The sequence below is a fragment of the Flavobacterium longum genome, from assembly GCF_965137575.1.
Lineage (GTDB): Bacteria > Bacteroidota > Bacteroidia > Flavobacteriales > Flavobacteriaceae > Flavobacterium > Flavobacterium longum.
Genome location: NZ_CBCRZJ010000007.1, coordinates 62,233 through 87,101 on the forward strand (window position 1 = coordinate 62,233; position 24,869 = coordinate 87,101).

The 24,869-nt window shown below is 47.4% G+C and carries 20 protein-coding genes; 8 read left to right on the plus strand and 12 right to left on the minus strand.

Going from position 1 to position 24,869, the window contains the following annotated elements:
• Positions 1 to 149 precede the first annotated feature (149 nt).
• Complete coding sequence (locus ACM9J1_RS12240) at positions 150 to 470, minus strand: hypothetical protein (protein WP_415582340.1); 321 nt, start codon at positions 468 to 470, stop codon at positions 150 to 152.
• A gap of 187 nt (positions 471 to 657) precedes the next feature.
• Positions 658 to 1,599: a LytR/AlgR family response regulator transcription factor gene (locus ACM9J1_RS12245; protein WP_415582341.1), complete on the minus strand. Its 942-nt coding sequence runs from the start codon at positions 1,597 to 1,599 to the stop codon at positions 658 to 660.
• Between the two features lie 251 nt (positions 1,600 to 1,850).
• Here ACM9J1_RS12245 and ACM9J1_RS12250 point away from each other — a divergent pair, with 251 nt between their 5' ends.
• Together ACM9J1_RS12250 and ACM9J1_RS12255 are read left to right on the plus strand one after the other, a co-directional pair.
• On the plus strand, positions 1,851 to 2,321 hold the full coding sequence (locus tag ACM9J1_RS12250; RefSeq protein WP_415582342.1) for a hypothetical protein: 471 nt from the start codon (positions 1,851 to 1,853) through the stop codon (positions 2,319 to 2,321).
• A 1-nt stretch (position 2,322) separates the two neighbouring features.
• A complete protein-coding gene (locus ACM9J1_RS12255; protein WP_415582343.1) occupies positions 2,323 to 3,276 on the plus strand; it encodes a P63C domain-containing protein in 954 nt (317 codons plus the stop codon).
• On the opposite strand, the gene ACM9J1_RS12260 is transcribed toward ACM9J1_RS12255, so the two are convergent.
• A complete protein-coding gene (locus ACM9J1_RS12260; protein ID WP_415582344.1) occupies positions 3,277 to 4,821 on the minus strand; it encodes a glycine--tRNA ligase in 1,545 nt (514 codons plus the stop codon).
• An 89-nt stretch (positions 4,822 to 4,910) separates the two neighbouring features.
• Here ACM9J1_RS12260 and ACM9J1_RS12265 point away from each other — a divergent pair, with 89 nt between their 5' ends.
• Together ACM9J1_RS12265 and ACM9J1_RS12270 are read left to right on the plus strand one after the other, a co-directional pair.
• Entirely contained in the window at positions 4,911 to 5,585 is a 675-nt protein-coding gene (locus ACM9J1_RS12265) for a ComF family protein (protein ID WP_415582345.1), read from the plus strand.
• A gap of 138 nt (positions 5,586 to 5,723) precedes the next feature.
• Positions 5,724 to 7,316 carry an Ig-like domain-containing domain gene (locus ACM9J1_RS12270; RefSeq protein ID WP_415582346.1) on the plus strand — a complete coding sequence of 531 codons (1,593 nt, stop codon included), beginning with the start codon at positions 5,724 to 5,726 and terminating at the stop codon, positions 7,314 to 7,316.
• On the opposite strand, the gene ACM9J1_RS12275 is transcribed toward ACM9J1_RS12270, so the two are convergent.
• Together ACM9J1_RS12275 and ACM9J1_RS12280 are read right to left on the minus strand one after the other, a co-directional pair.
• Positions 7,303 to 8,064, minus strand: coding sequence for an amidohydrolase (locus ACM9J1_RS12275; RefSeq protein WP_415582347.1), 762 nt, complete (start codon positions 8,062 to 8,064; stop codon positions 7,303 to 7,305). The genes ACM9J1_RS12270 and ACM9J1_RS12275 overlap by 14 nt on opposite strands.
• A gap of 22 nt (positions 8,065 to 8,086) precedes the next feature.
• On the minus strand, positions 8,087 to 10,918 hold the full coding sequence (locus ACM9J1_RS12280; protein ID WP_415582446.1) for a GH92 family glycosyl hydrolase: 2,832 nt from the start codon (positions 10,916 to 10,918) through the stop codon (positions 8,087 to 8,089).
• A gap of 16 nt (positions 10,919 to 10,934) precedes the next feature.
• On the opposite strand from ACM9J1_RS12280, the gene ACM9J1_RS12285 reads away from it, so the two are divergent.
• Complete coding sequence (locus ACM9J1_RS12285) at positions 10,935 to 11,690, plus strand: GldM family protein (RefSeq protein ID WP_415582348.1); 756 nt, start codon at positions 10,935 to 10,937, stop codon at positions 11,688 to 11,690.
• 31 nt (positions 11,691 to 11,721) lie between these two features.
• On the opposite strand, the gene ACM9J1_RS12290 is transcribed toward ACM9J1_RS12285, so the two are convergent.
• The 4 genes from ACM9J1_RS12290 to ACM9J1_RS12305 form a co-directional block, all read right to left on the minus strand.
• Complete coding sequence (locus tag ACM9J1_RS12290; protein ID WP_415582349.1) at positions 11,722 to 12,465, minus strand: succinate dehydrogenase/fumarate reductase iron-sulfur subunit; 744 nt, start codon at positions 12,463 to 12,465, stop codon at positions 11,722 to 11,724.
• Between the two features lie 71 nt (positions 12,466 to 12,536).
• A complete protein-coding gene (locus ACM9J1_RS12295) occupies positions 12,537 to 14,537 on the minus strand; it encodes a fumarate reductase/succinate dehydrogenase flavoprotein subunit (RefSeq protein WP_415582350.1) in 2,001 nt (666 codons plus the stop codon).
• Between the two features lie 4 nt (positions 14,538 to 14,541).
• The gene (locus tag ACM9J1_RS12300) at positions 14,542 to 15,402 is read right to left on the minus strand and encodes a succinate dehydrogenase cytochrome b subunit (RefSeq protein WP_415582351.1); all 861 of its coding nucleotides are present in this window, start codon (positions 15,400 to 15,402) and stop codon (positions 14,542 to 14,544) included.
• A gap of 106 nt (positions 15,403 to 15,508) precedes the next feature.
• Positions 15,509 to 16,378 (minus strand): hypothetical protein, encoded by an 870-nt coding sequence (locus ACM9J1_RS12305; RefSeq protein WP_415582352.1) that lies wholly within the window; start codon positions 16,376 to 16,378, stop codon positions 15,509 to 15,511.
• 108 nt (positions 16,379 to 16,486) lie between these two features.
• On the opposite strand from ACM9J1_RS12305, the gene ACM9J1_RS12310 reads away from it, so the two are divergent.
• From ACM9J1_RS12310 to ACM9J1_RS12320, 3 genes are all read left to right on the plus strand, one after another.
• Positions 16,487 to 17,065: a Crp/Fnr family transcriptional regulator gene (locus tag ACM9J1_RS12310; protein WP_415582353.1), complete on the plus strand. Its 579-nt coding sequence runs from the start codon at positions 16,487 to 16,489 to the stop codon at positions 17,063 to 17,065.
• A gap of 67 nt (positions 17,066 to 17,132) precedes the next feature.
• Positions 17,133 to 18,425 carry an aminopeptidase P family protein gene (locus ACM9J1_RS12315; RefSeq protein ID WP_415582354.1) on the plus strand — a complete coding sequence of 431 codons (1,293 nt, stop codon included), beginning with the start codon at positions 17,133 to 17,135 and terminating at the stop codon, positions 18,423 to 18,425.
• A 121-nt stretch (positions 18,426 to 18,546) separates the two neighbouring features.
• Positions 18,547 to 19,329: an alpha/beta fold hydrolase gene (locus ACM9J1_RS12320; RefSeq protein ID WP_415582355.1), complete on the plus strand. Its 783-nt coding sequence runs from the start codon at positions 18,547 to 18,549 to the stop codon at positions 19,327 to 19,329.
• Here the strand turns inward: ACM9J1_RS12320 and ACM9J1_RS12325 are convergent.
• From ACM9J1_RS12325 to kbl, 3 genes are all read right to left on the minus strand, one after another.
• Complete coding sequence (locus ACM9J1_RS12325; protein ID WP_415582356.1) at positions 19,326 to 22,079, minus strand: PD-(D/E)XK nuclease family protein; 2,754 nt, start codon at positions 22,077 to 22,079, stop codon at positions 19,326 to 19,328. The genes ACM9J1_RS12320 and ACM9J1_RS12325 overlap by 4 nt on opposite strands.
• A gap of 61 nt (positions 22,080 to 22,140) precedes the next feature.
• Positions 22,141 to 23,544, minus strand: a complete 1,404-nt coding sequence (locus tag ACM9J1_RS12330) for an OmpA family protein (RefSeq protein ID WP_415582357.1) — start codon at positions 23,542 to 23,544, stop codon at positions 22,141 to 22,143.
• Between the two features lie 94 nt (positions 23,545 to 23,638).
• A complete protein-coding gene (kbl, locus tag ACM9J1_RS12335) occupies positions 23,639 to 24,850 on the minus strand; it encodes a glycine C-acetyltransferase (protein WP_415582358.1) in 1,212 nt (403 codons plus the stop codon).
• Positions 24,851 to 24,869: the final 19 nt, after the last annotated feature.

A 24,869-nucleotide genomic window follows, 5' to 3' on the forward strand; every position in this document is an offset into this window, starting at 1 on the left:
GTTACCCTGCCTCTCACAGCAAGTGAAAAGAAAAATTACTAAGAAACTTAATGGTATAGATTTCAATATTGACACTCCGTTTGCGTGTAAATATAAAAAAAGGCCGCCAATTTAGGCGACCCTTATATTCTTATAATTTAAAATGACAATTATGCCGCAGTGGTAGTGCTTCTTGGCGTGCTGTTACCACCAATTGGTTTCGCCTGAGATGAAGCGTTTCGAGGTGTACTGTTGCCGCCGATTTCAGCAACACCGGTAGAGGTTCCCCTTGGCGTGCTGTTGCCACCAATGTCAGACAAACCTTTACTTCTCGGAGTACTATTGCCGCCTATTTCAAATGGAGCTGGCGATTGAGTAGGATTTGAAGGGTTGCGCGGTGTGCTATTTCCCCCAATCTCCTGCGGCGCCGTAAATGACGTCAGAACCATAATCAGGGAAAATAATCCGAAGGTTAAAATTGCTTTTTTCATAATTTGAGACATTAAGTTTTTATGTTTTGTTTTTTGTTTCGTTTGGGTCGGCGGTGCTTTTGAACACACGCTTACACGACGTAAAACTACATAGCATGTCTCTGTACAACTAGCGTTTTCAGGCGTTTATGGTAGATGACGCCCGTTTGATAGTGGATGAATATTAAATTTGAGTGGATGGATTTCCTTAAATCTCCAAATAATTGCCTTTTGTGATGCTTGTAAGGATGGCATCGACATTTTCCTTATAGGATTTGGAGAACGGAAGCTTGGTTGTAGTGTTCTTTATGTAGCACACCGCGTTACCGGTATGGATTCGTGATACATAATCAATGTTCACAATGTAGCTGTTGTGGATGCGAACGAACGGAGATGGCAGTACCGTTTCAAAATGCTTCAGCGTTTTAAATGCGGTAACCATTTCGCCATTATTTAAGTGAATATCGGTTGAATTGTTGTCCGCCTGCAGATAGCAAATGTCATCCGCAGCAATAAACCGGTAATCTCCATAGGACTTGACGCAAATCGTGAGTGGTTTTTCCGGACGCGCAATAGGCGCAGTTGTCTCAATGTCTTCTGGGAGTGCTTGTGGTGTTTCCTGTTGGTCTTCGGATGGCGCAACAGCAATCTCGTCAATCATTACGGGCGCCGAGACTTCAGTCGCATTCTCGGGTGTTTGCAACGACCCATTAAGCATTTCGGGCGCATCGATTTTGACAGGAACGTGAATTTCTTTAAGATCCAAACCCACATCGGCACGTTCCAGCCTCAGCACCGATTTCCGAAACTCATTGATTTCAAGCGGCTTAACGAGATAATCAGCAACTTCGTGCTTCAAGGCATCGAAAGCCAACGACCTATCTTGTGTTGTGACAATAATTTTCGGAACGGCCTTGAGATAGCGGTATAGTTCATTAATTAGCGAAAGCGAAAGCCCGCTTTCAGGATCTACCGGGTCGATTTCCAGGAACACAATAGCCGGTTTAAATTCCAGAATCATATTCAATCCATCATCGTAATTGGTTGCGGAACCACAAAATAGCAACGTGGGAAAACGTTCCGCAAGTGCGCGGGTTTCCCGGATGCTCTCCTGGTTGTCGTCAATGATGATGTACGGAAGTTGGGCCAATGCTTCGGATTTTATCCAAGCAAAGCAGGCTAAATCAATTTAAGGCAGAATTGGGGGAATTCTTCATCGCTAAATTAGCCAAAATCCCAAGCAGTTATAAGCTTTGTTGATACAATGCGGCAAATGTTGATAGATTTCAACCGAACGGCAAAAAAAGTCGGCGAATGGGAAAAAAAGTTTTTTTTATCTGTATAATATATCTATTTTTACATCATTATCTACATTAGAGTGTAAATTTCTACATTTTACATATGCAAAAATCTATTAGTCAATTTCTTGCGAGCTTTCCAAGTGAAACCGAATGCCTGCGATATCTGGAAAAAGTCCGTTGGAACGGCATCGTGATTAGCCCGTTTTCCCCGAACTCCAAAGTGTACTACTGTAAAGACGGAAAATTCAAGTGCCGCGATTCAGGGAAATATTTTAATGCGAAAACAGGCACGATGTTTCACCACTCAAGGATCAGCCTGCAAAAATGGTTCACCGCCATCTGGATGATGTCTATCGAGAAACACGCCATTACCTCTGTTGACATGGCGAAAGAACTCCAAATTACCCAGAAATCCGCCTGGTATATGATGCAACGCATCCGCGATTACTTCAACTTGAAGAAAACACCGGTCTCGAGAAAGAAAAAGATGGTTGAAACCGAAACGATCGGCGAAATATCTAATGCCGACAAACTCAACATGGTTGAATGGCTAAAAATGCTCAAACAATAACATGGAATCCGCAAAAATACCATCCGCCTTATTCGGTTCGGAATCACAAAAGTTAAAAATCGGCAACGTCTCGTTTTCCTGTTATTTGCTAGACAATGGCCAGCGCGTGCTTTTGAAAAACAGCATTCCCAAAGTATTCGGCTATGACGGAAAATCAGAAAACTGGCTTTTCGAGTTCCTGATGCACATTAATCGGTTGACGCCCGTAGAGCCCGTCATCCTGGAAGCGTTGGGCAAGGACATTGTTTTCCAAGTAAAATCTGGGGAAAACTACACCAAAAAAATGGGGATTAGTCCGAATCTATTTCTTGAGGCCTGCAGAACCATTGTCCAAGCAAACATCGACGGTTTCCTATACATGAGCGAACACCGTTTCGCAAAAGCCGCGGAAACCATTTTGAAGGAAGTAGCGGACGCCGATATCGAACAACTCATCGATTATGCTACTGGCTATGAATTGTACAAACAAAATCACAAAGAAGCACTGGCAAGGCATATGGCCGCAAATGGCGAAACGTACGGCGTCTGGGTAAAAAGTTTCCCCGACAGTTTTTTCAGGATCGTTTTCCTTTACAAAAACTGGGGCTGGAAAAATCTCAACACGGATGCCCCCGCTTTTGCTTCTTTCCTGAACGACATTGTATTCTCGCGGGTTTCAGACGACCTGTTTCACGAAATTGGACGCACCAAGCCCAGGATGCAGTACCGGAAGAAAAATACGCCGGAACAGTACATCGAACATCCCGAATTGCGTGCCCATCTGCAAACCATTTCGGGTTTGATGACGGCATCCGGGAACGACGAGGCTGTTTTTGAACAATTGTTGTCGAGAACATTCCCGCAGGTTAGGAATATGGGCGGTACGTCCGCAAAAAAAGACGTCGGCCAAAATGCCGACGCCACTTTCAATATCTTCAACGATTCGATACATAGAGCTCTGCACCGAAAAAAATAATTAAATCGTCTTCTTGAGCCAAGCCGTCATCGACACTTCGTTATTGATGATTTCCTTAAGCGATGCAATCGAAACGCGGTCTTGTGCCATCGAATCCCGGTGCCTTAAGGTAACGGTGCTGTCCTCCAAGGTTTGATGGTCGACCGTGATGCAAAACGGCGTTCCAAGCGCGTCCTGCCTCCTGTAGCGGCGGCCAACGGCGTCTTTTTCGTCATAGGCGACGTTGAAATCCCATTTCAGGTCGGAAACGATTTGCTGTGCGATTTCAGGCAATCCATCCTTCTTTACGAGAGGCAATACAGCGGCCTTGGTTGGCGCCAACACCGACGGCAAGCGCAAAACCGTCCGGACCGAGCCGTCTTCCAGCGTTTCTTCTTTCAAGGAATTGGAAAAAACAGCAAGGAACATGCGGTCTAGCCCGACGGAGGTTTCTACCACATACGGCGTGTAATTCTCATTCAACTCAGGATCGAAATACTGCATCTTCTTGCCAGAATATTCTTCGTGGGCTTTCAAATCAAAGTCAGTCCTGGAGTGGATACCCTCCAATTCCTTGAAGCCAAACGGGAAATTAAATTCGATATCGGCGGCCGCGTTGGCGTAATGGGCCAATTTTTCGTGGTCGTGGAAACGGTAATTGCCTGCGCCCAATCCCAAAGACAAATGCCAGTTCAAACGCGTTTGCTTCCAGTATTCGTACCACTTCATCTCCTCACCCGGACGCACAAAAAACTGCATTTCCATTTGTTCAAATTCGCGCATCCGGAAGATAAATTGCCTAGCCACGATTTCATTACGGAATGCCTTTCCGGTCTGGGCGATGCCGAATGGAATTTTCATCCTGGACGATTTCTGTACATTCAGGAAATTCACGAAAATGCCTTGCGCGGTCTCAGGCCTCAAATACAAATCCATGGCGTTCTCTGCCGAGGCACCCAGTTTGGTCCCGAACATCAGGTTGAACTGACGCACTTCGGTCCAATTGCGTGAACCCGTATCCGGATCGGCGATTTCCAACTCTTCGATTAAGGTCTTCACATCGTCCAAATCGTTGTTGCCCAGAGATGCGGCCATGCGCTCCAAAATCTGCCGCTGACGGGCTTTATATTCGGCCACACGCGCATTTGTGGAGACAAATTCCTCCTCGTTGAAGGCATCTCCATAACGCGCCCGCGCCTTCTCGATTTCCTTTTGGGCCTTTTGGTGCAGTTTCTCGGCGTAGTCTTCAATTAAGACATCGGCCCGGTAACGCTTTTTAGAATCTTTGTTGTCGATGAGCGGATCATTGAATGCATCGACGTGACCCGAAGCTTTCCAGGTTGTCGGGTGCATCAATATCGCCGCGTCAAGCCCAACGATGTTGTCGTGCAATTGCACCATTGACTTCCACCAATACTCGCGGATGTTCTTCTTGAGTTCAACACCATTCTGCGCGTAATCATAAACAGCGCTCAATCCGTCGTAAATTTCGCTCGAAGGAAAAATGAAACCATACTCCTTGGCGTGCGAGACCACGTTCTTAAATAAATCTTCCTGTTTTGCCATAGTGGTGCAAAAATATAAAAATGTGGTTTTACCGTAACCGCCAGCGATGAACTTTCTCTAGATTTCCAACGATTTATCTAAATACTGACATGATACGAGACTTCATCGACCTTTTCTATCCGAAAGTATGCGCTGGCTGTGACCGATTCTTGTTGGCTAGCGAATATGTAATCTGCACCCGATGCCGCCACGAAATCCCGCTGACGAACCATCATCTGAACAGAAAAAACGAAGCATTCCAAAAATTCTATGGAAAACTGCCCGTAGAATACGCCGGTGCCATGGTCTGGTTTCACAAAAAAGGAATCGTCCAGGAAATGATCCACAAACTGAAGTATAAAGGCCAACAGGACATCGGCAACGCCATTGGGTATTGGTATGCACCCTATTTAAGTAATTTGAGGCAAACCGTAGATGCGATCATTCCTGTGCCACTTCATCCCAAAAAGCAAAGACAACGCGGCTACAACCAAGTCGAAACCTTCGGGAAAGCCCTATCAGAAACGTTGAATATTGCCTACAATGACCGACTACTTGTTCGAAACACTTACGCCAATTCGCAAACCAAGAAAAACCGTTCAGACCGGGCAGACAACAGCCAATCGGTGTTCGACATCAGCGGGATTCCGGAAGAAACGGGCCAGCATTATCTTATCGTGGATGACGTGCTGACGACAGGCGCTACACTCGAAGCTTGTGGCCGGGCGCTGCTGAAAATACCGCAAACAAGACTGAGCATTGCGTGCATCGCCATGACAGAATAGTGTTTTTAATGAAGTAATCTTGAGTTATAAATTTGATTTAGAATAACTTAAACTTGATTAAGTCATAGCGATTAATAATTCCATAAAATCCTTCGGGCGAAAAAAATATAATTGTTATTTTGTGGCTCATTCTGCACTATGCGTCTACTAGTAAAGATTTTTGTCGTGTTTGCCCTCGTGGTGTTTGCCGGTTGTGCAAAGCGCGGTTCCATTACCGGCGGCACGAAAGACACGCTTGCGCCGGTCTTGAAAGTCAGTTTCCCAAAAAACTATTCAACCGGTTTCGATAAAAACGAAATCAAACTGGTGTTTGATGAATACGTCAAACTCAAAGACGTGCGAAAACAACTCATCGTGTCGCCGCCCATGACCAACGCGCCGGAAGTGTTGCCGCAGACCGCCAGTAAAACCCTGACCATAAAATTAAAGGATACGCTTCTCCCGAACACGACCTATAGTTTCAATTTCGGGCAGAGTATTCAGGATAATAACGAAGGTAATCCGTATCCGCAATTCAAATACGTCTTTTCGACCGGCAGTTACATTGACTCGCTGAAACTTCGCGGCGTTGTAAAAGATGCGTATGAAAAACAGCCCGACAATTTCGTATCGGTGATGCTGTACGAAGTCGATGAGAAATTCAACGACTCGGTCATTTACAAACAAAACCCGCGTTACGTTACCAATACGCTGGACAGTCTGACCTCTTTCTCGCTTGAGAATCTAAAGGCCGGAAAATATAGGCTCGTCGCGATGAAAGATGTCAATGCCAACTTCCGTTTCGACCCGAATACCGATAAGATTGGGTTTCAGAAAGACTTTATCACCATTCCGAACGACACCCTTTACGAAATAGAATTGTTCAAGGAAGCCCAGACTTTCAAAGCGATAAAACCCACCATCGCATCCGGCAATCGCCTCTACATGGGTTATCAAGGGAACGCGAAAGACGTGAACGTCGTCTTGAAAAATGGCGATGATGTGATTCAGACCATTGTAACCAACGTACCCGACAAAGATTCTGTGAACATATGGTATGCCCCGGTGAAGGCTGACTCGCTAAAAATGTCGGTGGCCAAAGGCGCGTACGCAGAAACGTTCCAGCTAAAGTTCAAGGCGGCCAAGAATGATACCCTTAGTTTTTCGCCGAAACAAAATGGCACGTTGCCGTTGCGCGAGGATTTTATCGTCAACGCTTCGCGTCCTATCGTGAAAATTGACCCGACTTTAATTCAAGTGACCAAGAAAGATTCCTCGACGGTGGCCTTCACCACGTCTTACGAGGTATTTGACCAGCAATTGAAGTTCAAGTTCGAGAAAGAACCGTTGGAAAAATACAAAATCGTCCTGATGCCAGGCGCGCTCACCGATTTCTACGAAAAGACCAATGACACACTAAAATTTGAATTGACAACGAAAAACACCTCAGACTACGGAAACCTGAGATTGACACTGCAAAACGTGCGGAAATACCCGATCATCATTGAACTTACGGATGCCAAAAACCAAGTGTTGGCCTCTGAGTATGTGACCGAAAGCCAAGTGATTTTGTTCGATGCGCTCGAACCGCAGAAATATACGTTGAGAATCATTTACGACGAAAACGGAAACCGCGAATGGGATACCGGAAACTACCTGGAAAAGCGGCAAAGTGAAGAAGTGATTTATTTCCCCGGAGAGCTTGACGTACGGGCCAATTGGGACGTGGACCAAACGTTTAAACTACCGTAAACGTATCGCGATCATTCAGGAAACCAAATTTTTGTCTGGCTTCCAGCAGCGCACCTTTGTCAAGTGATACATTGATTATGGCTTCGTCTTCAGACGAATTGCCCATCGGGTTGCCCAGCATATCAAAAACCTGTGAATGCCCAACATAGCATTGCCCGTTGCCGTCTTTCCCGACGCGATTCACCCCGACCGCGAAACTCATGTTCTCGATCGCACGCGCTTTTAATAATGCATCCCAAGCGGATACGCGCGGCTCGGGCCAATTGGCCACATAAATAAGCAAGTCATATGCTTCAACGTTGCGCGAAAACACGGGAAATCTCAAATCATAACATACCAGCGGGCAGATCCGAAAATCCTTATACGTGACGATGAGCTTTTCGCGTCCGGCCGTAAACGCTTCGTCTTCGCCCGCCAAAGTGAATAAATGCCTTTTGTCATAATGGACGACTTCTCCGGTCGGATGAACAAAAAGGCAACGGTTGAAATACTTTCCGTCTACTTCGATGACCGCAGATCCGCATAAAGCTGCGCCGGTTTTGGCGGCCATGGCTTTCATCCAATTGACCGTTTGCCCGTCCATCGGCTCGGCGACGCGATTGGGCCGCATCGTAAAACCTGTCGAGAACATCTCCGGCAGGACAATTAAATCGGTATCCGGCAACGCGGAAATTCGCTGCTCGAATGCCGCTAGGTTGGCCGGAATATCTTCCCAAACCAAAGTTGATTGTAAAAGGGAAATTCGCATAAAAATATATTTTATTACACTTTTATTTTATCTGAATTTCATCGACAAAAATGAAAGCATCGCCCCCGAAACCTTGATGCCACTCGGCCAGTTTCCCGAAATTGTAAGCCTTGATCTTCACGTAGCGTGCACGCGTTTTATCGACCATAACCCCGAAAGCGCGAATTTCGTTCTCCGTGCTTTTTGGATCCAACGAATTGGTTGTGCTACCCACAAGCCTGAAGTTTTGGTTATCGTCCGAGAGGTAGTATTCCACCTTACTTGGCATTAAAATCCAAGAGCGGCTGTCTTGCAGGAACGTCGCGGAAAGTTGTGTTACATCATGCGGCTGTTGCATGTCGATAACCGCTTCAAAATCCTGGCTTTGGTAGCCTTGCCAATCGCCTTTGCGCCAATTTTCCGTGCCGTGGATACCATCGAGCAAACCGTCCGGTCCGCCCGCGTGGTATTGTTTGTTATAGGTTGATTTCAATTCGATGGTGAAGTCGTTCGGCCGTCGGAAAAAACTTGCTGAAATGGTGTCGCTAGACACGCCGCTGACCATCGCAAACGCATGGATCCGGCCAGAATCGGTGATGTGCAATGGTGCCTCGTATCGCGAAAAACCACCGGAGTCTCCCAATCGGTAAAACAGTTCCGAAGCACTTGAATTAGGATCGCGCAAACCTTGCTCAATAACGACCGACATGCCGCCTTTAAAGGTTTTCCGGCCTGCTTTGATTACCGGAACAACCACAATGGGCCGGCTCACGAACTTCGCCGTCGTTTTAACAGGCTTTGAACCTATGCGTTCGTCGCCGGGCTTGTCCTTTGTTATCGTAACGCTCGTGCCGTCCTCGAAATTGATCTTCGCATCAAAATATGGCGGAATAGACAACCACGAATCATTGCCCGGCGTGACATCGTACAACCCAATGGCGCTCAAGACGTACCAAGCGCTCATCTGCCCGCAGTCTTCGTTGCCAATCAGGCCATCCGGCGTATTCTTGTAAAATTCCTTCAAGATATAATTGACCCTGCGACTTGTTTCGGGTACATTCCCGACGTAGGAATAAAGGTAGGCCATGTGATGGCTCGGCTCGTTGCCGTGCGCATACTGACCGATCAAACCGGTGATGTCCGCCTGCTCGCGGCCTGTGGTCTGGGATGGCGCCGTGAACATTTCATCCAACTTGGCTTGAAAAAGCGCTTGCCCGCCGTACGCGTTGATCATCCCCGGAATATCCTGCGGCACGAAAAACGAATACTGCCAACTGTTGCCTTCCGTGAAATTGTTGTTCACTTCACGCGGATCAAAAGGCTTGTCCCAGCCGCCATTCCGCTTCGGACGCATGAAGCGCGCCGTAGGGTCGAACACATTTTTCCAACTTTGCGACCGCCTCATGAAATACTGATAATCTTTCTCTTGGTTGAGCATGAGCGCCATTTGCGCGATGCACCAATCGTCGTAGGCGTATTCCAAGGTCTTCGAAACGCTCTCATGTTCGTCGTCGATTGCAATAAAACCGCGTTTCTTATAGGCGTCAAGGCCCAAATGATCGAGCATGGCGCTGTGTTTTGCGGCTTGGTACGCTTTCTTATAGTCGAACCCGGTGATTCCTTTTGCCATAGCGTCTGCGATGACTGAAACGGAATGGTAACCAATCATGCAATCGGTCTCATTGGATGCCAATTCCCACACCGGCAGCCGGCCGCCCTGCTCATATTGCGCCAGGAATGTATTGATGAAATCTGCCGTACGCTTCTTGTCAATTAAAGTGTACAGCGGATGCGCCGCGCGAAAGGTATCCCAAAGTGAAAACACCGAATAGTAGTCAAACCCTTTTGCCGTATGGATTTTGTTGTCGCGCCCACGGTATTTTCCATCGACATCCTGTGCGATATTCGGCTGCACCATTGTGTGGTACATAGCGGTATAAAAAACCGCTAATTCGTCTTTATTTGAAGTGGTTATCGTAATCTTCGAAAGCACCCTATCCCAGTCTTGTTGCACCTTGTTTTTGACCGCATCGAAATCCCAATCTTTGATTTCCTGCATGTTTCTTTTGGCGCCATCGTAACCCGTCGGAGACAAAGCCACTTTGACCTTAATGCTTTCCCCATCGGCTACGTCGGCAGAAAAACTAATGGCCAGAACAGTTCCCGAGAAAAACTTTTCGGAAACTTTGGGCGGTGCGACGCCATTATTGTTGACCCCAGAAACAGTCATCGGTTTGCTGAACTCAATGCGTGCAAAAACGTATTGGTCTCGTGCCCATGCTTCACTACGCCGCAATACTTCAATGGTTTTACTGTCGATAATCCGGACTTCACCCTGCAACAATTTGTCGCGGTGGTTTAAGTCTAGAACGATGTTGGCTTGTCCCGCCTTCGGAAACGAATATTCGTGGAAACCGACTCTTGTTGAAGTGGTCAACCTGACGCCGATTTCGTCTTTGTCAAGTTTGACGGCATAGTAACCCGCAGCCGCATGTTCATTGGCATGGGAAAAAGACGACGCGTATTCCTTCGGGTTGAGGCTTGGATTTCCCATGGTTGGCATGAGCATGATGTCTCCAAAATCAGAACATCCCGTTCCGTTAAGATGCGTGTGTGAAAATCCGTAAATAACAGGGTCCGAATGATGGTATCCGGAACAACCGTCCCAACTGCCGTCAACCCGCGTATCGGGTGAGAGTTGCACCATACCGAACGGAGCAGTTGCGCCTGGAAACGTATGCCCGTGGCCGCCTGTTCCAATCATTGGGTTGACGAATTGATGAAGTGATTGCCCGAATTGCAACAGCGGAACCAGACAAAATGCGATGGCTAACTTTTTCATGCCGTAAAAAAGTATAAATTTAAAGTTTAAAATTTAATTCATTGGCCAGATGAAAATAAATACGATCCTCGGTTCAATTTTGCTTGCGGGCGTGTCGCTCATGGGTTGCAAATCTCCAAAAACCGCTACGCCCGACGTTACGCCAACAAGTAGCGTTGTTGAGAATGTCGCTTCCGTAACGGTGGTAAAAAAGGACTCGGCTTTTACGTTGCTGTCTGTCGATCGCGCAAAAAAGACCATTTATCGCGGGCTAAGAAACCCGTTGACCATCTTCGTCCCGAATGCAGTTTCAACCAAAGTGGAAGGCAACGGCGTGATGAAAGTAGATGATTTCGGACATTACAGAATCGCTCCAGGCGCGGGCGCAACCAGCGAAATCAGGATTACTGCTACGATGCAGGACGGCTCAACCTACAAAGACACCAAGATCTTCAACGTCAAGAACGTTCCGGCACCAACGGTTCATCTAAGCCAAATGAAATGGATTCCGGGCGCCACGCAAGGAAGTTTGACCCCAGAGGAACTGGCAAATGCTGAGATTTCGCTGCACATGATTGATTTCGACTACGATTTGCGCTTTATCGTCACCGGATTTCGGGTGTTGTTCCCCAACGGTAAAAGCCTGGATGTGGAAGGAAACAAGCTCGACGCGAAAGCGCTGGACATGCTGAAGAAAGTGCGCCACAATGCCGAGGTTAAAATACAAAACATCCGCGTGGCACCTGTTTCTGGCGATGATGTGTTGCTCTTTAAACCAACGCCCATCACGATAAAAGTCAATAAAAAAGCGCGTCCAAAAAAATGAACGCGCTTGCTTTTATATTCAGCTAAAAAGCTTATTTGATACTGGCAGTCAAATATTCCCGGTTCATGCGGGCAATATTGTCCAGCGAAATGCCTTTCGGACATTCCACTTCACAAGCACCGGTATTGGTACAGTTACCGAAGCCTTCAGCGTCCATTTGGCGTACCATATTCAAAACGCGGTCGGCAGCTTCCACTTTTCCTTGTGGCAAGAGCGCAAACTGCGACACCTTAGCCGAAACGAACAGCATGGCAGAAGCATTTTTACAACTCGCCACGCATGCGCCACAGCCAATACAAGTTGCCGCGTCGAATGCTTTGTCGGCATCGTCTTTTGGAATAGGAATCGCGTTTGCATCAATGGTGTTGCCCGAAGTGTTCACCGAAATGAAACCTCCGGCGTGTTGGATGCGATCAAAAGCACTACGATCTACGACCAAATCCTTGATAACCGGAAACGCTTTCGCGCGGAACGGCTCAATGAAAATGGTATCGCCGTCCTTGAATTTACGCATATGCAATTGGCAGGTTGTCACGCCGCGGTCTGGGCCGTGCGCCTCGCCATTGATGAACAAAGAACACATGCCACAAATGCCTTCACGACAATCATGGTCAAATGCTACCGGATTATCGCCCTTGTTGATGAGTTGCTCGTTCAAGACGTCGAGCATTTCCAGGAAAGACATATCCGGCGAAACGTCGTCGATGTTGTAATCGACCATTTTCCCTTTATCGGCGGCGTTCTGCTGACGCCATATTTTCAATTTGAGTTTCATACTTTTCAGTTTGAATGCCTAAAGTTCAGGTCATCGGTCTTTCGACTTTCGACTTTCGACTTTCGACTGATTTATTTGTAGCTTCTTTGAACCAGTTTCACATTGTCGAACACCAGTGGCTCTTTATGCAGCACTGCATCGCTCGGCTTGCCTTTGTATTCCCAAGCGGCCACGTAGGCGAAATTTTCGTCGTCGCGTTTGGCCTCGCCGTCTTCGGTTTGGTATTCCTCGCGGAAATGCCCGCCGCACGATTCGTTACGGTGTAATGCATCTTTCGCGAACAACTCACCCAATTCCAGGAAATCGGCCACGCGCATGGCTTTCTCAAGCTCTTGATTGAACGAATTCATCGAGCCGGTTACTTTTACGTCGCGATAGAACTCTTCACGCAAAGCGGCGATTTCATCAATGGCCTCCGTTAGTCCTTTAGCATTTCTGGCCATCCCGACTTTATTCCACATAATTTTTCCGAGCTTCTTGTGGAAATAATCAACGGAATGTTTTCCGTTGTTGTTGAGGAATTTTTCCAGTTGGTCACGGACGTTTTTCTCGGCCTGGTCAAATTCAGGTGTATCGGTCGGGATTTTACCGGTACGGATATCCGCAGCCAAATAATCGCCAATCGTGTAAGGCAATACAAAATATCCGTCGGCCAAACCTTGCATCAGTGCAGACGCGCCTAATCGGTTTGCGCCGTGGTCGGAGAAATTCGCCTCGCCTATGGCATAACAACCTGGAATGGTCGTCATCAAGTTGTAATCAACCCAAACGCCGCCCATGGTATAGTGCACCGCCGGGTAAATCATCATCGGGGTTTCATAAGGGTTCTCATCGACGATTTTTTCATACATCTGGAACAGGTTGCCGTATTTTTCTTCGATGACTTCCTTGCCCAGCGCACGAACGAGCGACATGTCGTTTTCGTTCAAATGCCTGATGCGCGCCTGATCTTTGCCATAACGCTCGATGGCTGAAGCGAAATCAAGATACACCGCTTCGCCAGTCTTGTTCACCCCGAAACCTGCATCGCAACGCTCTTTTGCGGCACGAGACGCAATGTCGCGCGGTACAAGGTTACCGAACGACGGGTAACGCCTTTCGAGATAATAGTCGCGATCTTCTTCGGCAATCTGCGTTGGCTTCAAACGGCCTTCCCGGATGGCTTGCGCGTCTTCTAATTTCTTTGGAACCCAGATGCGGCCGTCGTTACGAAGCGACTCAGACATCAACGTTAGCTTAGATTGGTGGTCGCCCGATACCGGAATACAGGTGGGGTGGATTTGTGTATAACAAGGATTCGCGAAAAACGCGCCTTTCTTGTGGATTTTCCAAGCCGCAGTGGCATTACTGCCCATCGCGTTCGTGGAAAGGAAAAACACGTTGCCGTATCCGCCGGAAGCGATGACCACGGCATGCGCAGAATGCCTTTCAAGCTCGCCGGTAATGAGATTTCTGGCGATGATGCCGCGCGCCTTGCCGTTTACGATAACAACATCAAGCATTTCATGGCGGTTGTACATTTTGATTTTTCCACGTCCGATTTGACGGTTCATCGCCGAATAAGCGCCGAGCAACAATTGTTGCCCCGTCTGGCCTTTCGCATAAAAAGTCCGGGAAACCAACGTTCCGCCGAACGAGCGATTGTCGAGCAATCCGCCGTATTCACGCGCCAAAGGAACGCCTTGCGCCACGCATTGGTCAATGATGTTCGCCGAAACTTCCGCCAAACGGTGAACGTTTGCTTCACGGGCGCGGTAATCGCCGCCTTTTACGGTGTCATAAAACAACCTAAACGTAGAATCGCCGTCGCCTTGATAGTTTTTCGCCGCGTTGATGCCGCCTTGTGCCGCTATGGAATGCGCACGCCTTGGCGAATCCTGAAAGCAAAATGCCTTTACGTTATAACCCAATTCGGCCAATGTTGCAGCCGCCGAACCGCCCGCCAAACCCGTTCCTACGACGATTACGTCAATATTCCTTTTATTGGCCGGGTTAACAAGGTTGATATGGTTTTTATAATTTGTCCATTTCTGATCGATTGGACCGTTTGGAATTTTTGAATCTAATGCCATGGAATTAAGCTTTTAGAAGGAAGTGAATGTATAACGGAATGGCGGCAAACAGCAGCGGCACGACAATCGAAAAGAAAGTCCCAAAAGACTTGATCATGCCATTGTATTTTGGGTGATTCCAACCCATTGACTGGAAAGCCGACGCAAAACCGTGATTGAGGTGGAATGCCAGCACAATCATGGAAACGACGTATAAAATCGTGAAAAGCAAGCCATATTTGGCGTCCTTGAAGAAATCGATGGTGATTTTGTAAAGGTCTTTGTATCCTTCGGCAATCTTGATTTTCTTTGGTGTAAGCGTGTAGAAAGTGGTGCCTTCCAAAACCACGTTTTTTCCATCGACGGTCTGCACGGGCAGGTAACGGTCTTGACCAACGCCAGTTGTAATATAAAATTCCTGAGTGATTTTAGGCATGCCCGGCATCATTTCTCGCTCAATGGCCAGTTTCTGCAACGGCATATTTTTGTCAAAATGCATACGTGCCCAGAAGTTGACCATGTGTGTCACGATAAAAATCAGGATCAATGTGCCCAAAACCGCCATGTTGCGCGATGCCCATTTGGTATTGGTTTCTGGCTTTTCCTTCGCGTACCGAACCGGCCTGGCTTTGGCATTCTGGTAGGCGAGCATGATGCCGTCTACAGCGTGAAAAAGAATCGAAAAATAAGTCAAATAAGAAAGCGCCTTCACTGCCGGGTTGCTGGTCATGAAAAGCGCATACTGGTTAAAATGGTCTGCATCACTAAAGATAAGTTGCAGGTTTCCGGCCAAATGCCCCAAAAGGAACAGGCATAAAAACAAGCCCGTCAAGGCCATCCAGTATTTCTTCGCGAGGGATGATTTTAATAAAGCAGATTTTGCCATAGGGTTTTGTGGAATTTATTTAGAAAAATCACACAAATTTACACCTATTTGGCCTTTGCTACAATACTTTCAGTTATTTATAATGAATATAAAAAATAGTCAAAATCTATTGCTCGAAGGAAGGAATCAGCCCACGCAATCCCATATCTACAACGTTTTCGCCGATGGCCGGTTCAAACTTGCCGTCAGCGTTGATTTCATGCCACTCAAAACTATGGTTGACGGACAGGCTCAGTGTCACCACGACATCATCGGTTTCATTGCCGGTGATTTGCAGATCATTCAAGAATTGACCAGTCACCACGCACGACCCAGGCGGGATGGCGGAAGTTGCCGCCAGCGGATTCGGTACCGTCGTCGCCCCGGCTGGCGCCTGGCCGCTGGTTTGATAAGGAACGTCGTCGAGCGCAAAAGCCCAATAACCTTGCGCGCGATTGCCATCGACGGTAAAGAAGTTATTTCCGATGCTGTGGGTCCCGATGTAGGTATTAAAACCAACAAAACTGGCCAGCGTTCCGTCATAGTCTGCACCGTTACTCCGAACGGATATGCCGAAATTCTGGTAACCGAGTGAGCAGCGCACATACCGGTAAGTTCCAGCCGTTACACTTCGAAGAGGAATCTTCAAGAAAACTTCGCCTTCAGACACGATTTTGGACTGGCTAAAGTCAATGGCATTTGCGCCGCCTTGCGTAGTTTCTGGCGCATGATATAAAACGGTGCCTTCGCCCAACTGCGTATAAGCGGTTTGTGCAAATTCAAGATAATGTGACGAAATGGTATTGAATGCAGGTGTTTGGGCGGCGTTTCCGGAAGCAATCGGCACTGGCGCGCCCAAATTGTTCAGTCGGGCTTGGTTGGGGTCGAATCTAAATTTGACGATCAGCATTGGCTCGTCGGTGTCATCGCTGTTACACGACACCGATCCGATAGCAAACGCTATAATGACAGGCAAGAGGAACAGGATTTTCTTCATGGTCAGGGCTTTGGTTTGTAACGGCGTTTCTAACCGTTTAGTATCGGGCGGTTAGACGAACCGTTAACAAGTTTGTAACAATACTTTATAAAAAAGTACTTTTGCGTCATGCAAACTAAACTGTCTTTCGCCAATTACATTACCGAGATTGCGGGCACCGAAGACGCCGTCGAATTGTCCGCGATATTAAAGTCGTTTAACCGGATATCGTTCCGAAAAAACGGATTTCTAGTACGCGAAGGCACGGTTTGCAACCATTTCTGTTACATCGAAAGCGGCATCCTGCAACATGCCATTATGGTAGACGGCGCTGAAAAAACAACCTATCTCGCGCTCCGGAATACAGTAACGACCTCGCTGTTCAGCTTTTTGCATCAACGCCTGTCGCGCAAAGATGTAAAAGCCATCGTGGATTGCGTAATCTGGACGATTGATTTACCGACGTTCCAAAAACTGTTGCAAGAGAATAACTTGTTCCGAAAGTTCTACTACCAATTGCTGGAGCGGCAAATTTGTTTGATTGATGACTATAGAATCGACCTGCTGACTATGACGCCCGAAGAACGATACGCCAAACTGCTGGCCAACGAACCCAATTTGTTGCAACAAGTGCCGTTGCGATATTTGGCGTCTTTCCTGGGCATTTCGGACCGTCACATGAGCCGCATCCGCAGCAACGTAAAATAGCGCCATTTGGCCGCTTCGCCACCGGAGGAAAAGCGTAAATTTGGCTTGTCTATTTAATCATTTTACCATGAAATATTTACCGATTGACCGCAACCTGTTCATCAAGAACCGCAAGAAGTTTACGGCCGAGATGAAACCAAAGAGCGTCGCCATTTTTAATTCCAACGATATCTATCCCGTGAGCGCAGACAGTACGTTGCCGTTTGCGCAGCACCGCGATATTTTTTACCTGAGCGGCGTAGATCAGGAAGAGAGCATTTTGCTGCTTTGCCCTGATGCGCCGTATGAACACCAACGCGAGATGTTGTTCCTTCGCGAAACAAATGAACACATCGCAATCTGGGAAGGCGAAAAGCTCACCAAGGAACGCGCGCTTGAAGTTTCCGGCATTAAAACCGTGCACTGGCTGAAGGATTTCGAAAAGGTGTTGTATGAAATCATGACTTACACCGAAACCATGTACATCAACACCAACGAGCACTATCGCGCATCCGTGGAGACAGAAACCCGCGAAGACCGTTTCGTGAAATGGTGGAAAGCCAAATATCCGGCGCACAATGTGGCGAAGAGCAACCCGATTTTGCAGCGCTTGCGTTCGGTGAAAGAATCGGAAGAAATCGCCTTGATCCAGCACGCCTGCGACATTACGGAAAAAGGCTTCCGCCGTTTGTTGCCGTTCGTAAAACCCGGCGTGGCGGAATATGAAATCGAAGCCGAACTCATCCACGAATTTGTCCGGAACCGTTCCAAAGGATTTGCCTATACGCCAATCATTGCCTCGGGCAACAACGCCAATGTATTGCACTACATCGAAAACAACCAAGTCTGCAATGCCGGCGATTTGATCTTGCTTGACGTGGCGGCCGAGTATGCCAATTACTCTAGCGATTTGACACGTACGATTCCGGTGTCTGGCCGTTACACCGACCGGCAAAAAGCGGTTTACAATGCGGTGCTTCGCGTGAAAAATGAGGCCACGAAAATGCTTCGTCCCGGCACATTGTGGAAACAATACCACGTTGAAGTCGGTAAAATCATGACTTCGGAATTGCTTGGATTGGGCTTGATTGACAAGGCCGACGTGCAAAACGAAAACCCGGATTGGCCCGCTTACAAGAAATATTTCATGCACGGCACCTCGCACCATTTGGGCTTGGATACGCACGATTACGGATTGTTGCACGAGCCGATGAAAGCCAATATGGTATTTACCGTTGAGCCGGGTATCTATATTCCGGAGGAAAAATTCGGCATCCGTCTCGAAGACAATGTCGTGGTTCAGGAAAGCGGCGACCCTTTCAACTTGATGCGGAACATCCCGATTGAGATCGAGGAGATTGAATCGTTGATGAACGTTTAAACTTATAAAAATCTTCGGCCGCGAATTCTCGAATTTTTTGATTCTAGGATTCGCGGTTGTTTTTTCAGAAATCTGTATTAAATGTTTCGCTTGTCTGTATTGCGAAAATTATCTTTGTAACATGGAAACGCTTCATTTCAAAAACATCTCCGTCAACTATACCGACTCCGGGAAAGGCACCGCAGTCGTCCTTTTGCACGGCTTTCTCGAAAATGCTACAATGTGGGACGCTTTCATTCCCGAATTGTCCCAAAAATACCGCGTCATCACCATCGATTTGCTTGGGCACGGAAAGACCCAGCCGCTGAATTACGTCCAGACGATGGAAGACAACGCCGACATGGTTTTGTCTGTGCTGAATGAACTGCGCATCCGAAAAGCCATTTTTGTTGGTCATTCCATGGGCGGCTATGTGGCGCTGGCCTTTGCCGATTTGTTCCCGAATATCGTGAAAGGCGTTGCGCTGGTGAATTCTACGGCCAAGCCTGACAGCGCAGAGAGAAAACTCAATCGGGACCGCGCCATTGTTGCTGTCAAACAGAATTACGCCAGTTTTGTGCGGATGTCTGTCGCGAATCTCTTCAGCGAAGACAACCGGGAGCGTTTCGCCAAGGAGATCGAAGCCGTAAAATTCGAAGCCTTGAAAACGCCGTTGCAAGGAATCGTCGCATCCCTGGAAGGAATGAAAATCAGGAAAGACCGCGAACTGCTGCTGCATGAAGGGAAATTCCCGGTATTGTTGGTTTTAGGAAAAAAAGATCCGGTTTTGAATTTCGAGGAGACGCAAGAATTGAAAAAACACCCGAACGTCTCGTTGGAAGTGTTTCCGGATGGCCACATGAGCCCAATTGAAAACCGGCGCGATCTCCAAACCGTACTGCACAACTTCCTGAAACGTTGTTAGGTTTTTTCGATAAACGGAATATCGGCATCCAATATTTCACGCAGCAATAGCGCCAGTTCGTTTATGTAAGCTGATGAAATTTGATCGGTTACGATGGCGGTTTCCGATTTTTCTTCCACAAAACCAAATGGCAGGAAACCCGCGCGCATGTTCTTGAACGAAATGATGCCGACTTCGATGTCGCGCCCGGCGGCATGCGGTGCAAACATGAATGCATAGGCCAGCACTTGGATGATTTTGTCGTTTTTGATGTCGTCGGTCAAACCGTTCCAAGTGTTGAGCTTGATGTTCCTTTTCTCAACCTTGCCCGTTTTGTAATCGACGATGCGGATTCTTCCGTTGCGCTCTTCGATCCGGTCAACCGAACCGCCGATCAGTACCGGATAAGGCAGGATTTCGTGCGACAATTGCCGCTCAAAACGTTTTTCGAGCGCGATGATTTTGACGGCAAGCTCTGGATCTTGGTCAAATTCGGCGATTTCCATCTTGATAAAATTCTGGACGTGACGCTTTGCTACTTCAAACGCCAGAAGGTTTTTCCCTTTTTTGATTTCGCCTTCACGGTAAATTTTCTTGAACTGCAACAAGACTTCTTGATCAAGTTTCTCCATGGCATCGCGCAAATCCTGCTTGGTGAGGAACCGACCCACAAAAGGCAAATAAAGCGCTTCCAACGCGCCGTGGATGATGGTGCCGAGCGTGTTCACCGCAATGTTTTCTTCGACCTCATCGGTTTGGGAAATACGCAATATCCGCTGGAAATAAAATGTCATCGGGTCACGGATGTACGCCGTCAGCGACGAAGGCGAAAATCCGGTCTGGGCCAATTCCTTTAACCGATTGACAACGGTTTCGGACTTTTCGACGACCGCCGGCTGGTAGGCTTGACTCGGCACTTCGGCCTGATAGATTCGGTGCGATAATGCGTGCGAGGGTTGTTGTTCTATTTCCAACTGCGTAATGAACCGGCTTTTCTCACCACCGTCGAGCCCTTCGCTTTCCGTGTTATACAACAAATAGACATTTTGAGAGCGTTGCAGCAAATGATAGAAGTGATAGGTATAAATGGCATCTTTTTCCTTGAATGTCGGCAAGCCCAGTTCGCGCTTCACATCATACGGGATGAACGAGTTTTGCGTCTTTCCCGCAGGAAATTTTCCCTCGTTGACCGACAAGACGATGACATTCTCGAAGTCCAGCACGCGGCTTTCCAGCACGCCCATGATTTGCAATCCTTCCAGCGGTTCGCCTTCGAACGATACGTCGGCGAAATCGATGATCTGTTTATAAATCGTATGCAACACGTCTAGATTTTGCACGGTCTGTTGGGCAAAATAACTGCGCAATTGGTTGATGGTCTTAAAGACCGCATAGAGGAACGCCTTGGCGATTTTGTCTTGCTGGTTGTCGTTGCCCAATTGATGCTTAATGTGCAATAAAATTGCAGAAAGCCGCTCCAATACGCCGCCGGCGTCCATGTCCCAACGTTTGAACAGTAAATCGAAATAGCCGTCTTCCAAACCATACAATTCAAACAGGCGCTGGCTGACGATAAAGGTGTAATTGTTCCTGTTGATGGTTTGCACAAGATTCCCCGCACGAAGCATCGGTTCCACGAGCGGATGCGTGAGCACGTCGAGCACATCTTTGTAGTACATGACGTAACTGTTGGCATTGCGTTTCAGCGAATTCAGGTGGAGTTTGAAGAGTTTCGCAATCAGGATTTGCGCCGGATTGTTTTTGCCGGAATAACCCATGGTAATATTGAGCGCTGGCGTATCGGCGGGAAGCGCATGCAGCAACGGCAACAAAAGGCTTTCTTCCGAAAGCACAATGGCCGTGCGGCTTAGATCTGTCGTTCGTTTGAGAATATTAGCGACGATGCTTCCTGCTATTTTAGCTTGCCCGATGGACTTGGGCGTGCCAATGATTTCGATCGACTTTCCCTTGGTGAAATGCCCAGACGTCCAGTCAAACGGATGCTTTTTGTAATACGCCCAGTTCTTTTTGTATCGTCTGAGAAACAATCCTGCGGCATGGTGCGGATCGTCGAGGAAGCAACTATCGGCATCCCAATATATTGTTGCTTTCGCAAAGCTTAGCAACTGCTGGAAAATGTTTTCTTCGGCGGCATTCAGCGCGTTAAAACCTGCGAAAACGTGAATTCGATTTTCTTTACCGAGGTAGCGGTGTAATCCTTTAACGGCCTCGCGGTAAATCATCCCTTGATAGCCGAGCCGCTTCTCCAGTAGATGTTGATACAACGCATGATAGTACGTCGGCAACAACTTCCAGAACTCCAGATAACTGGCAATGAGTTCCGTTTTTTCATCGCCGACGGACCAATGCTCCAACTCCTTGATGTCTTCCAGGTACTTCAGGACTTTCTCCGGCGGGGAAATCAGGTAACGATCGATTTCATTGAAATCCTGTAACAGGGTTTTCGCCCAGTTTGCGAATACTTCAAAGGATTGTCTGTTGGATTGGTCTGTAACGCACTCATAAACCTGATAAAATTCAAACAACAATGCAATGTTGTCTATAGCGCTTATACCTGCAATCTCTTGAACAAAATCCTCGATGCTGATGATATCGGGCGCAAAAACATTGCCTTCGATCTCATGCTTGATGGCTTCAACGAAAAAGACCTTAGCGCGCCTGCTAGGCAAGACGACGATCAAGTCTGCGATGCCGGAACCGTAGTCTGCGAATAGTCTTGCTGCGAGTTCTTTCAGGAAAGTGTCTGCCATGGCATAAAAATAAAAAAACGCCCCGGATAACCGAGGCGTTCTTCTTTATATTTCGGGAAGATTACTCCTTGATGAGTTTCACTTCAACCCTTCTGTTGTTGGCTTTGCCTTTAGCAGTTTTGTTGGTGTCGATTGGCCTAGACTCGCCGTAACCAGCGGAGTTCAAACGGCTAGCGTCGATACCATTCTCGATCATGTAGTTTTTAACGGCTGCCGCTCTGTTTTCAGACAATGTCTGGTTCATAGCGTCTTTACCGTCACTGTCCGTGTGACCTTCAATCATGAAGCGAGAGTGAGGGAACTCTTTCAAGATGGCCGCGATGGCTTGCAATACAGGGAAAGTTTCTTTCTTGAATGTCGCTTTACCACTGTTGAACAAGATCGTTTTAGCGTAGTCGTTCAATTTCTTCACTTGCTCTTCTGACATTTCAGGACAGCCGTTGTTGGCTACAGTTCCTTTAACTTCAGGGCATTTGTCGTCTTTGTCAAGAACACCGTCGCCGTCTGTATCTGGCCATGGGCAACCTCCGTTTTCAGCTGGACCTTTCACTGTAGGACATTTGTCTGACTTGTCGGTAACGCCGTCACCATCTGTGTCAGGACATCCGTTGAGTGATTTCAAGCCAGCTTCGTCTGGACAAGCATCGTCTTTATCTGCAATACCGTCGGCATCGCGGTCCGGACAGCCATTAAATTCAGCCAAACCTGCTTCTTCAGGACAAGCATCATCTTTGTCGATGATTTTGTCGCCGTCTGTATCAGGACAGCCGTTAAATTCTTTCGGACCAGCGACTTCAGGACAAGCATCGTCTTTGTCGTAAATGCCGTCGCCGTCTGTGTCTTTACCACCAAACTTGAACGTAAGACCGGCAAAATGTTGCATATGTGATGGGAAAACGTTTCTGTCGTCTTCAAACGAATGCTTGTACGTTGACTGGAATGACAAACCTACATTTTCAACGAACCAGAAAGTGATACCCAAACCACCATTCACGGTCCCGCCGCTTTTCACGTCGTCAAACCAAGTGTAACCACCGCCAATGTGCGCCGATGGGTCAAACCACTTAGAACCGATAAGGTTCATCAAGCTATATTTCAATTGTCCGTCCACTGCGTAATAGCTCAAGTCGCCAGGATTGCTTACTGTGTAGTCGCCAGCGTCAAGATATGGACGTTCGTTTACGAACCTAGTGATACGGTTTACAGATCCGGACACGCCGAATGTGAAACCTGAGCCTACGTACCTAGATACGTTTACATAAGAAATAGACGGAAGGATGTTCCAGTTCTTTCTCGCGTTAAAGTACTGCGAGAGCTGGTCTTCCAACCTAGATGCAGCGCTTACTCTGGTATCCACTGCATTTACCCCGAATGATATTGCCCATTTGTTGTTGTCGTCCTGAGCCTGTGTGCTCAAGCCCAATAACATCAATGCCGCAACAGCAATTTTGTTCAGATGTTTCATACTTGATTTTATTATTTAGTTACAAAGTTATTGGAAACAAAAGTAATGTGTTAAAATCTAACGGCAAAGCGATTTCGTTAAAAATAACATAACTTTAAAAATTTTCCTTCATTTTTACAACGCCTAAAGACAGCCCCACTTTGGTAAACGCATCAATGCATTTGTCGAGGTGTTGTTGCGTATGTCCAGCCGATAACTGTACGCGGATACGCGCTTTTCCTTTCGGCACGACCGGAAAGAAAAACCCGATGACATAGATGCCTTCTCTAAGCAATTCTTCCGACATTTTCTGGGCCAGTTTGGCATCGTAAAGCATGACCGGCACAATGGCAGAGTCGCCATCGATAATATCAAATCCGGCCTTCTTCATTCCTGCCTTGAAATAGTTGGTATTCCATTCGAGTTTGTCCCGCAAAGTCGTGTCTTTCTCAAGCAACTCAAAAACCTTAATGGAAGCACCGACGATGGCCGGCGCCAGTGAATTCGAAAACAAGTACGGCCGCGAGCGCTGGCGTAGCATTTCTATAATTTCCTTCTTGCCCGTAGTGTAGCCGCCCATTGCGCCACCCAAGGCTTTTCCTAATGTTCCCGTGATGATGTCTACGCGGCCCATGACACCCTTTGCTTCCAGCGTTCCCTTGCCTTTTGCGCCGATGAATCCGGCGGCGTGGCATTCATCTACCATGACCATCGCGTCGTATTTATCGGCCAGGTCACAGATTTTATCCAATGGTGCCACCAGACCATCCATCGAGAAGACACCGTCGGTCACAATGATTTTAAAACGCGCGCCCGCTTCATCGGCTTTGATGAGTTGCGTTTCCAAATCCGCCATGTTGTTGTTCTCGTATCGGTAACGCATCGCCTTACACAACCGCACGCCATCAATGATGGACGCGTGATTCAGCGAATCTGAGATAATCGCATCTTCTTCGTTGAACAACGGTTCGAAAACGCCGCCATTGGCATCGAACGCCGCAGCGTAAAGAATCGTGTCTTCGGTTCCGTAAAAATCAGCGATCTTTTTTTCCAATGATTTGTGGATATCCTGCGTGCCGCAAATAAAGCGAACCGACGACATTCCGAATCCGTGCGTATCCATCGCATCTTTGGCTGCTTGAACCACTTCTGGGTGAGACGACAATCCGAGATAATTGTTCGCGCAGAAATTCAGCACTTTTTCACCGGTGGAAATCGTGATTTCGGCACCTTGCGGAGAGGTGATGATGCGTTCTTTCTTGAACAATCCGTTTTCTTCGATTCCCGCGAGTTCTTGGGCGAGATGGTCTTTTATTTTTCCGTACATGGTGTTGTTTTTATCGAAT

Coding starts and splice junctions, on each gene's coding strand:
- kbl (WP_415582358.1), bottom strand. CDS start 24,850: ATGTACGGAAAAATAAAAGACCATCTCGCCCAAGAACTCGCGGGAATC.
- ACM9J1_RS12260 (WP_415582344.1), bottom strand. CDS start 4,821: ATGGCAAAACAGGAAGATTTATTTAAGAACGTGGTCTCGCACGCCAAG.
- ACM9J1_RS12315 (WP_415582354.1), top strand. CDS start 17,133: ATGAAATATTTACCGATTGACCGCAACCTGTTCATCAAGAACCGCAAG.
- ACM9J1_RS12255 (WP_415582343.1), top strand. CDS start 2,323: ATGGAATCCGCAAAAATACCATCCGCCTTATTCGGTTCGGAATCACAA.
- ACM9J1_RS12285 (WP_415582348.1), top strand. CDS start 10,935: ATGAAAATAAATACGATCCTCGGTTCAATTTTGCTTGCGGGCGTGTCG.
- ACM9J1_RS12275 (WP_415582347.1), bottom strand. CDS start 8,064: ATGCGAATTTCCCTTTTACAATCAACTTTGGTTTGGGAAGATATTCCG.
- ACM9J1_RS12295 (WP_415582350.1), bottom strand. CDS start 14,537: ATGGCATTAGATTCAAAAATTCCAAACGGTCCAATCGATCAGAAATGG.
- ACM9J1_RS12300 (WP_415582351.1), bottom strand. CDS start 15,402: ATGGCAAAATCTGCTTTATTAAAATCATCCCTCGCGAAGAAATACTGG.
- ACM9J1_RS12290 (WP_415582349.1), bottom strand. CDS start 12,465: ATGAAACTCAAATTGAAAATATGGCGTCAGCAGAACGCCGCCGATAAA.
- ACM9J1_RS12305 (WP_415582352.1), bottom strand. CDS start 16,378: ATGAAGAAAATCCTGTTCCTCTTGCCTGTCATTATAGCGTTTGCTATC.
- ACM9J1_RS12310 (WP_415582353.1), top strand. CDS start 16,487: ATGCAAACTAAACTGTCTTTCGCCAATTACATTACCGAGATTGCGGGC.
- ACM9J1_RS12270 (WP_415582346.1), top strand. CDS start 5,724: ATGCGTCTACTAGTAAAGATTTTTGTCGTGTTTGCCCTCGTGGTGTTT.
- ACM9J1_RS12325 (WP_415582356.1), bottom strand. CDS start 22,079: ATGGCAGACACTTTCCTGAAAGAACTCGCAGCAAGACTATTCGCAGAC.
- ACM9J1_RS12330 (WP_415582357.1), bottom strand. CDS start 23,544: ATGAAACATCTGAACAAAATTGCTGTTGCGGCATTGATGTTATTGGGC.
- ACM9J1_RS12320 (WP_415582355.1), top strand. CDS start 18,547: ATGGAAACGCTTCATTTCAAAAACATCTCCGTCAACTATACCGACTCC.
- ACM9J1_RS12265 (WP_415582345.1), top strand. CDS start 4,911: ATGATACGAGACTTCATCGACCTTTTCTATCCGAAAGTATGCGCTGGC.
- ACM9J1_RS12240 (WP_415582340.1), bottom strand. CDS start 470: ATGAAAAAAGCAATTTTAACCTTCGGATTATTTTCCCTGATTATGGTT.
- ACM9J1_RS12250 (WP_415582342.1), top strand. CDS start 1,851: ATGCAAAAATCTATTAGTCAATTTCTTGCGAGCTTTCCAAGTGAAACC.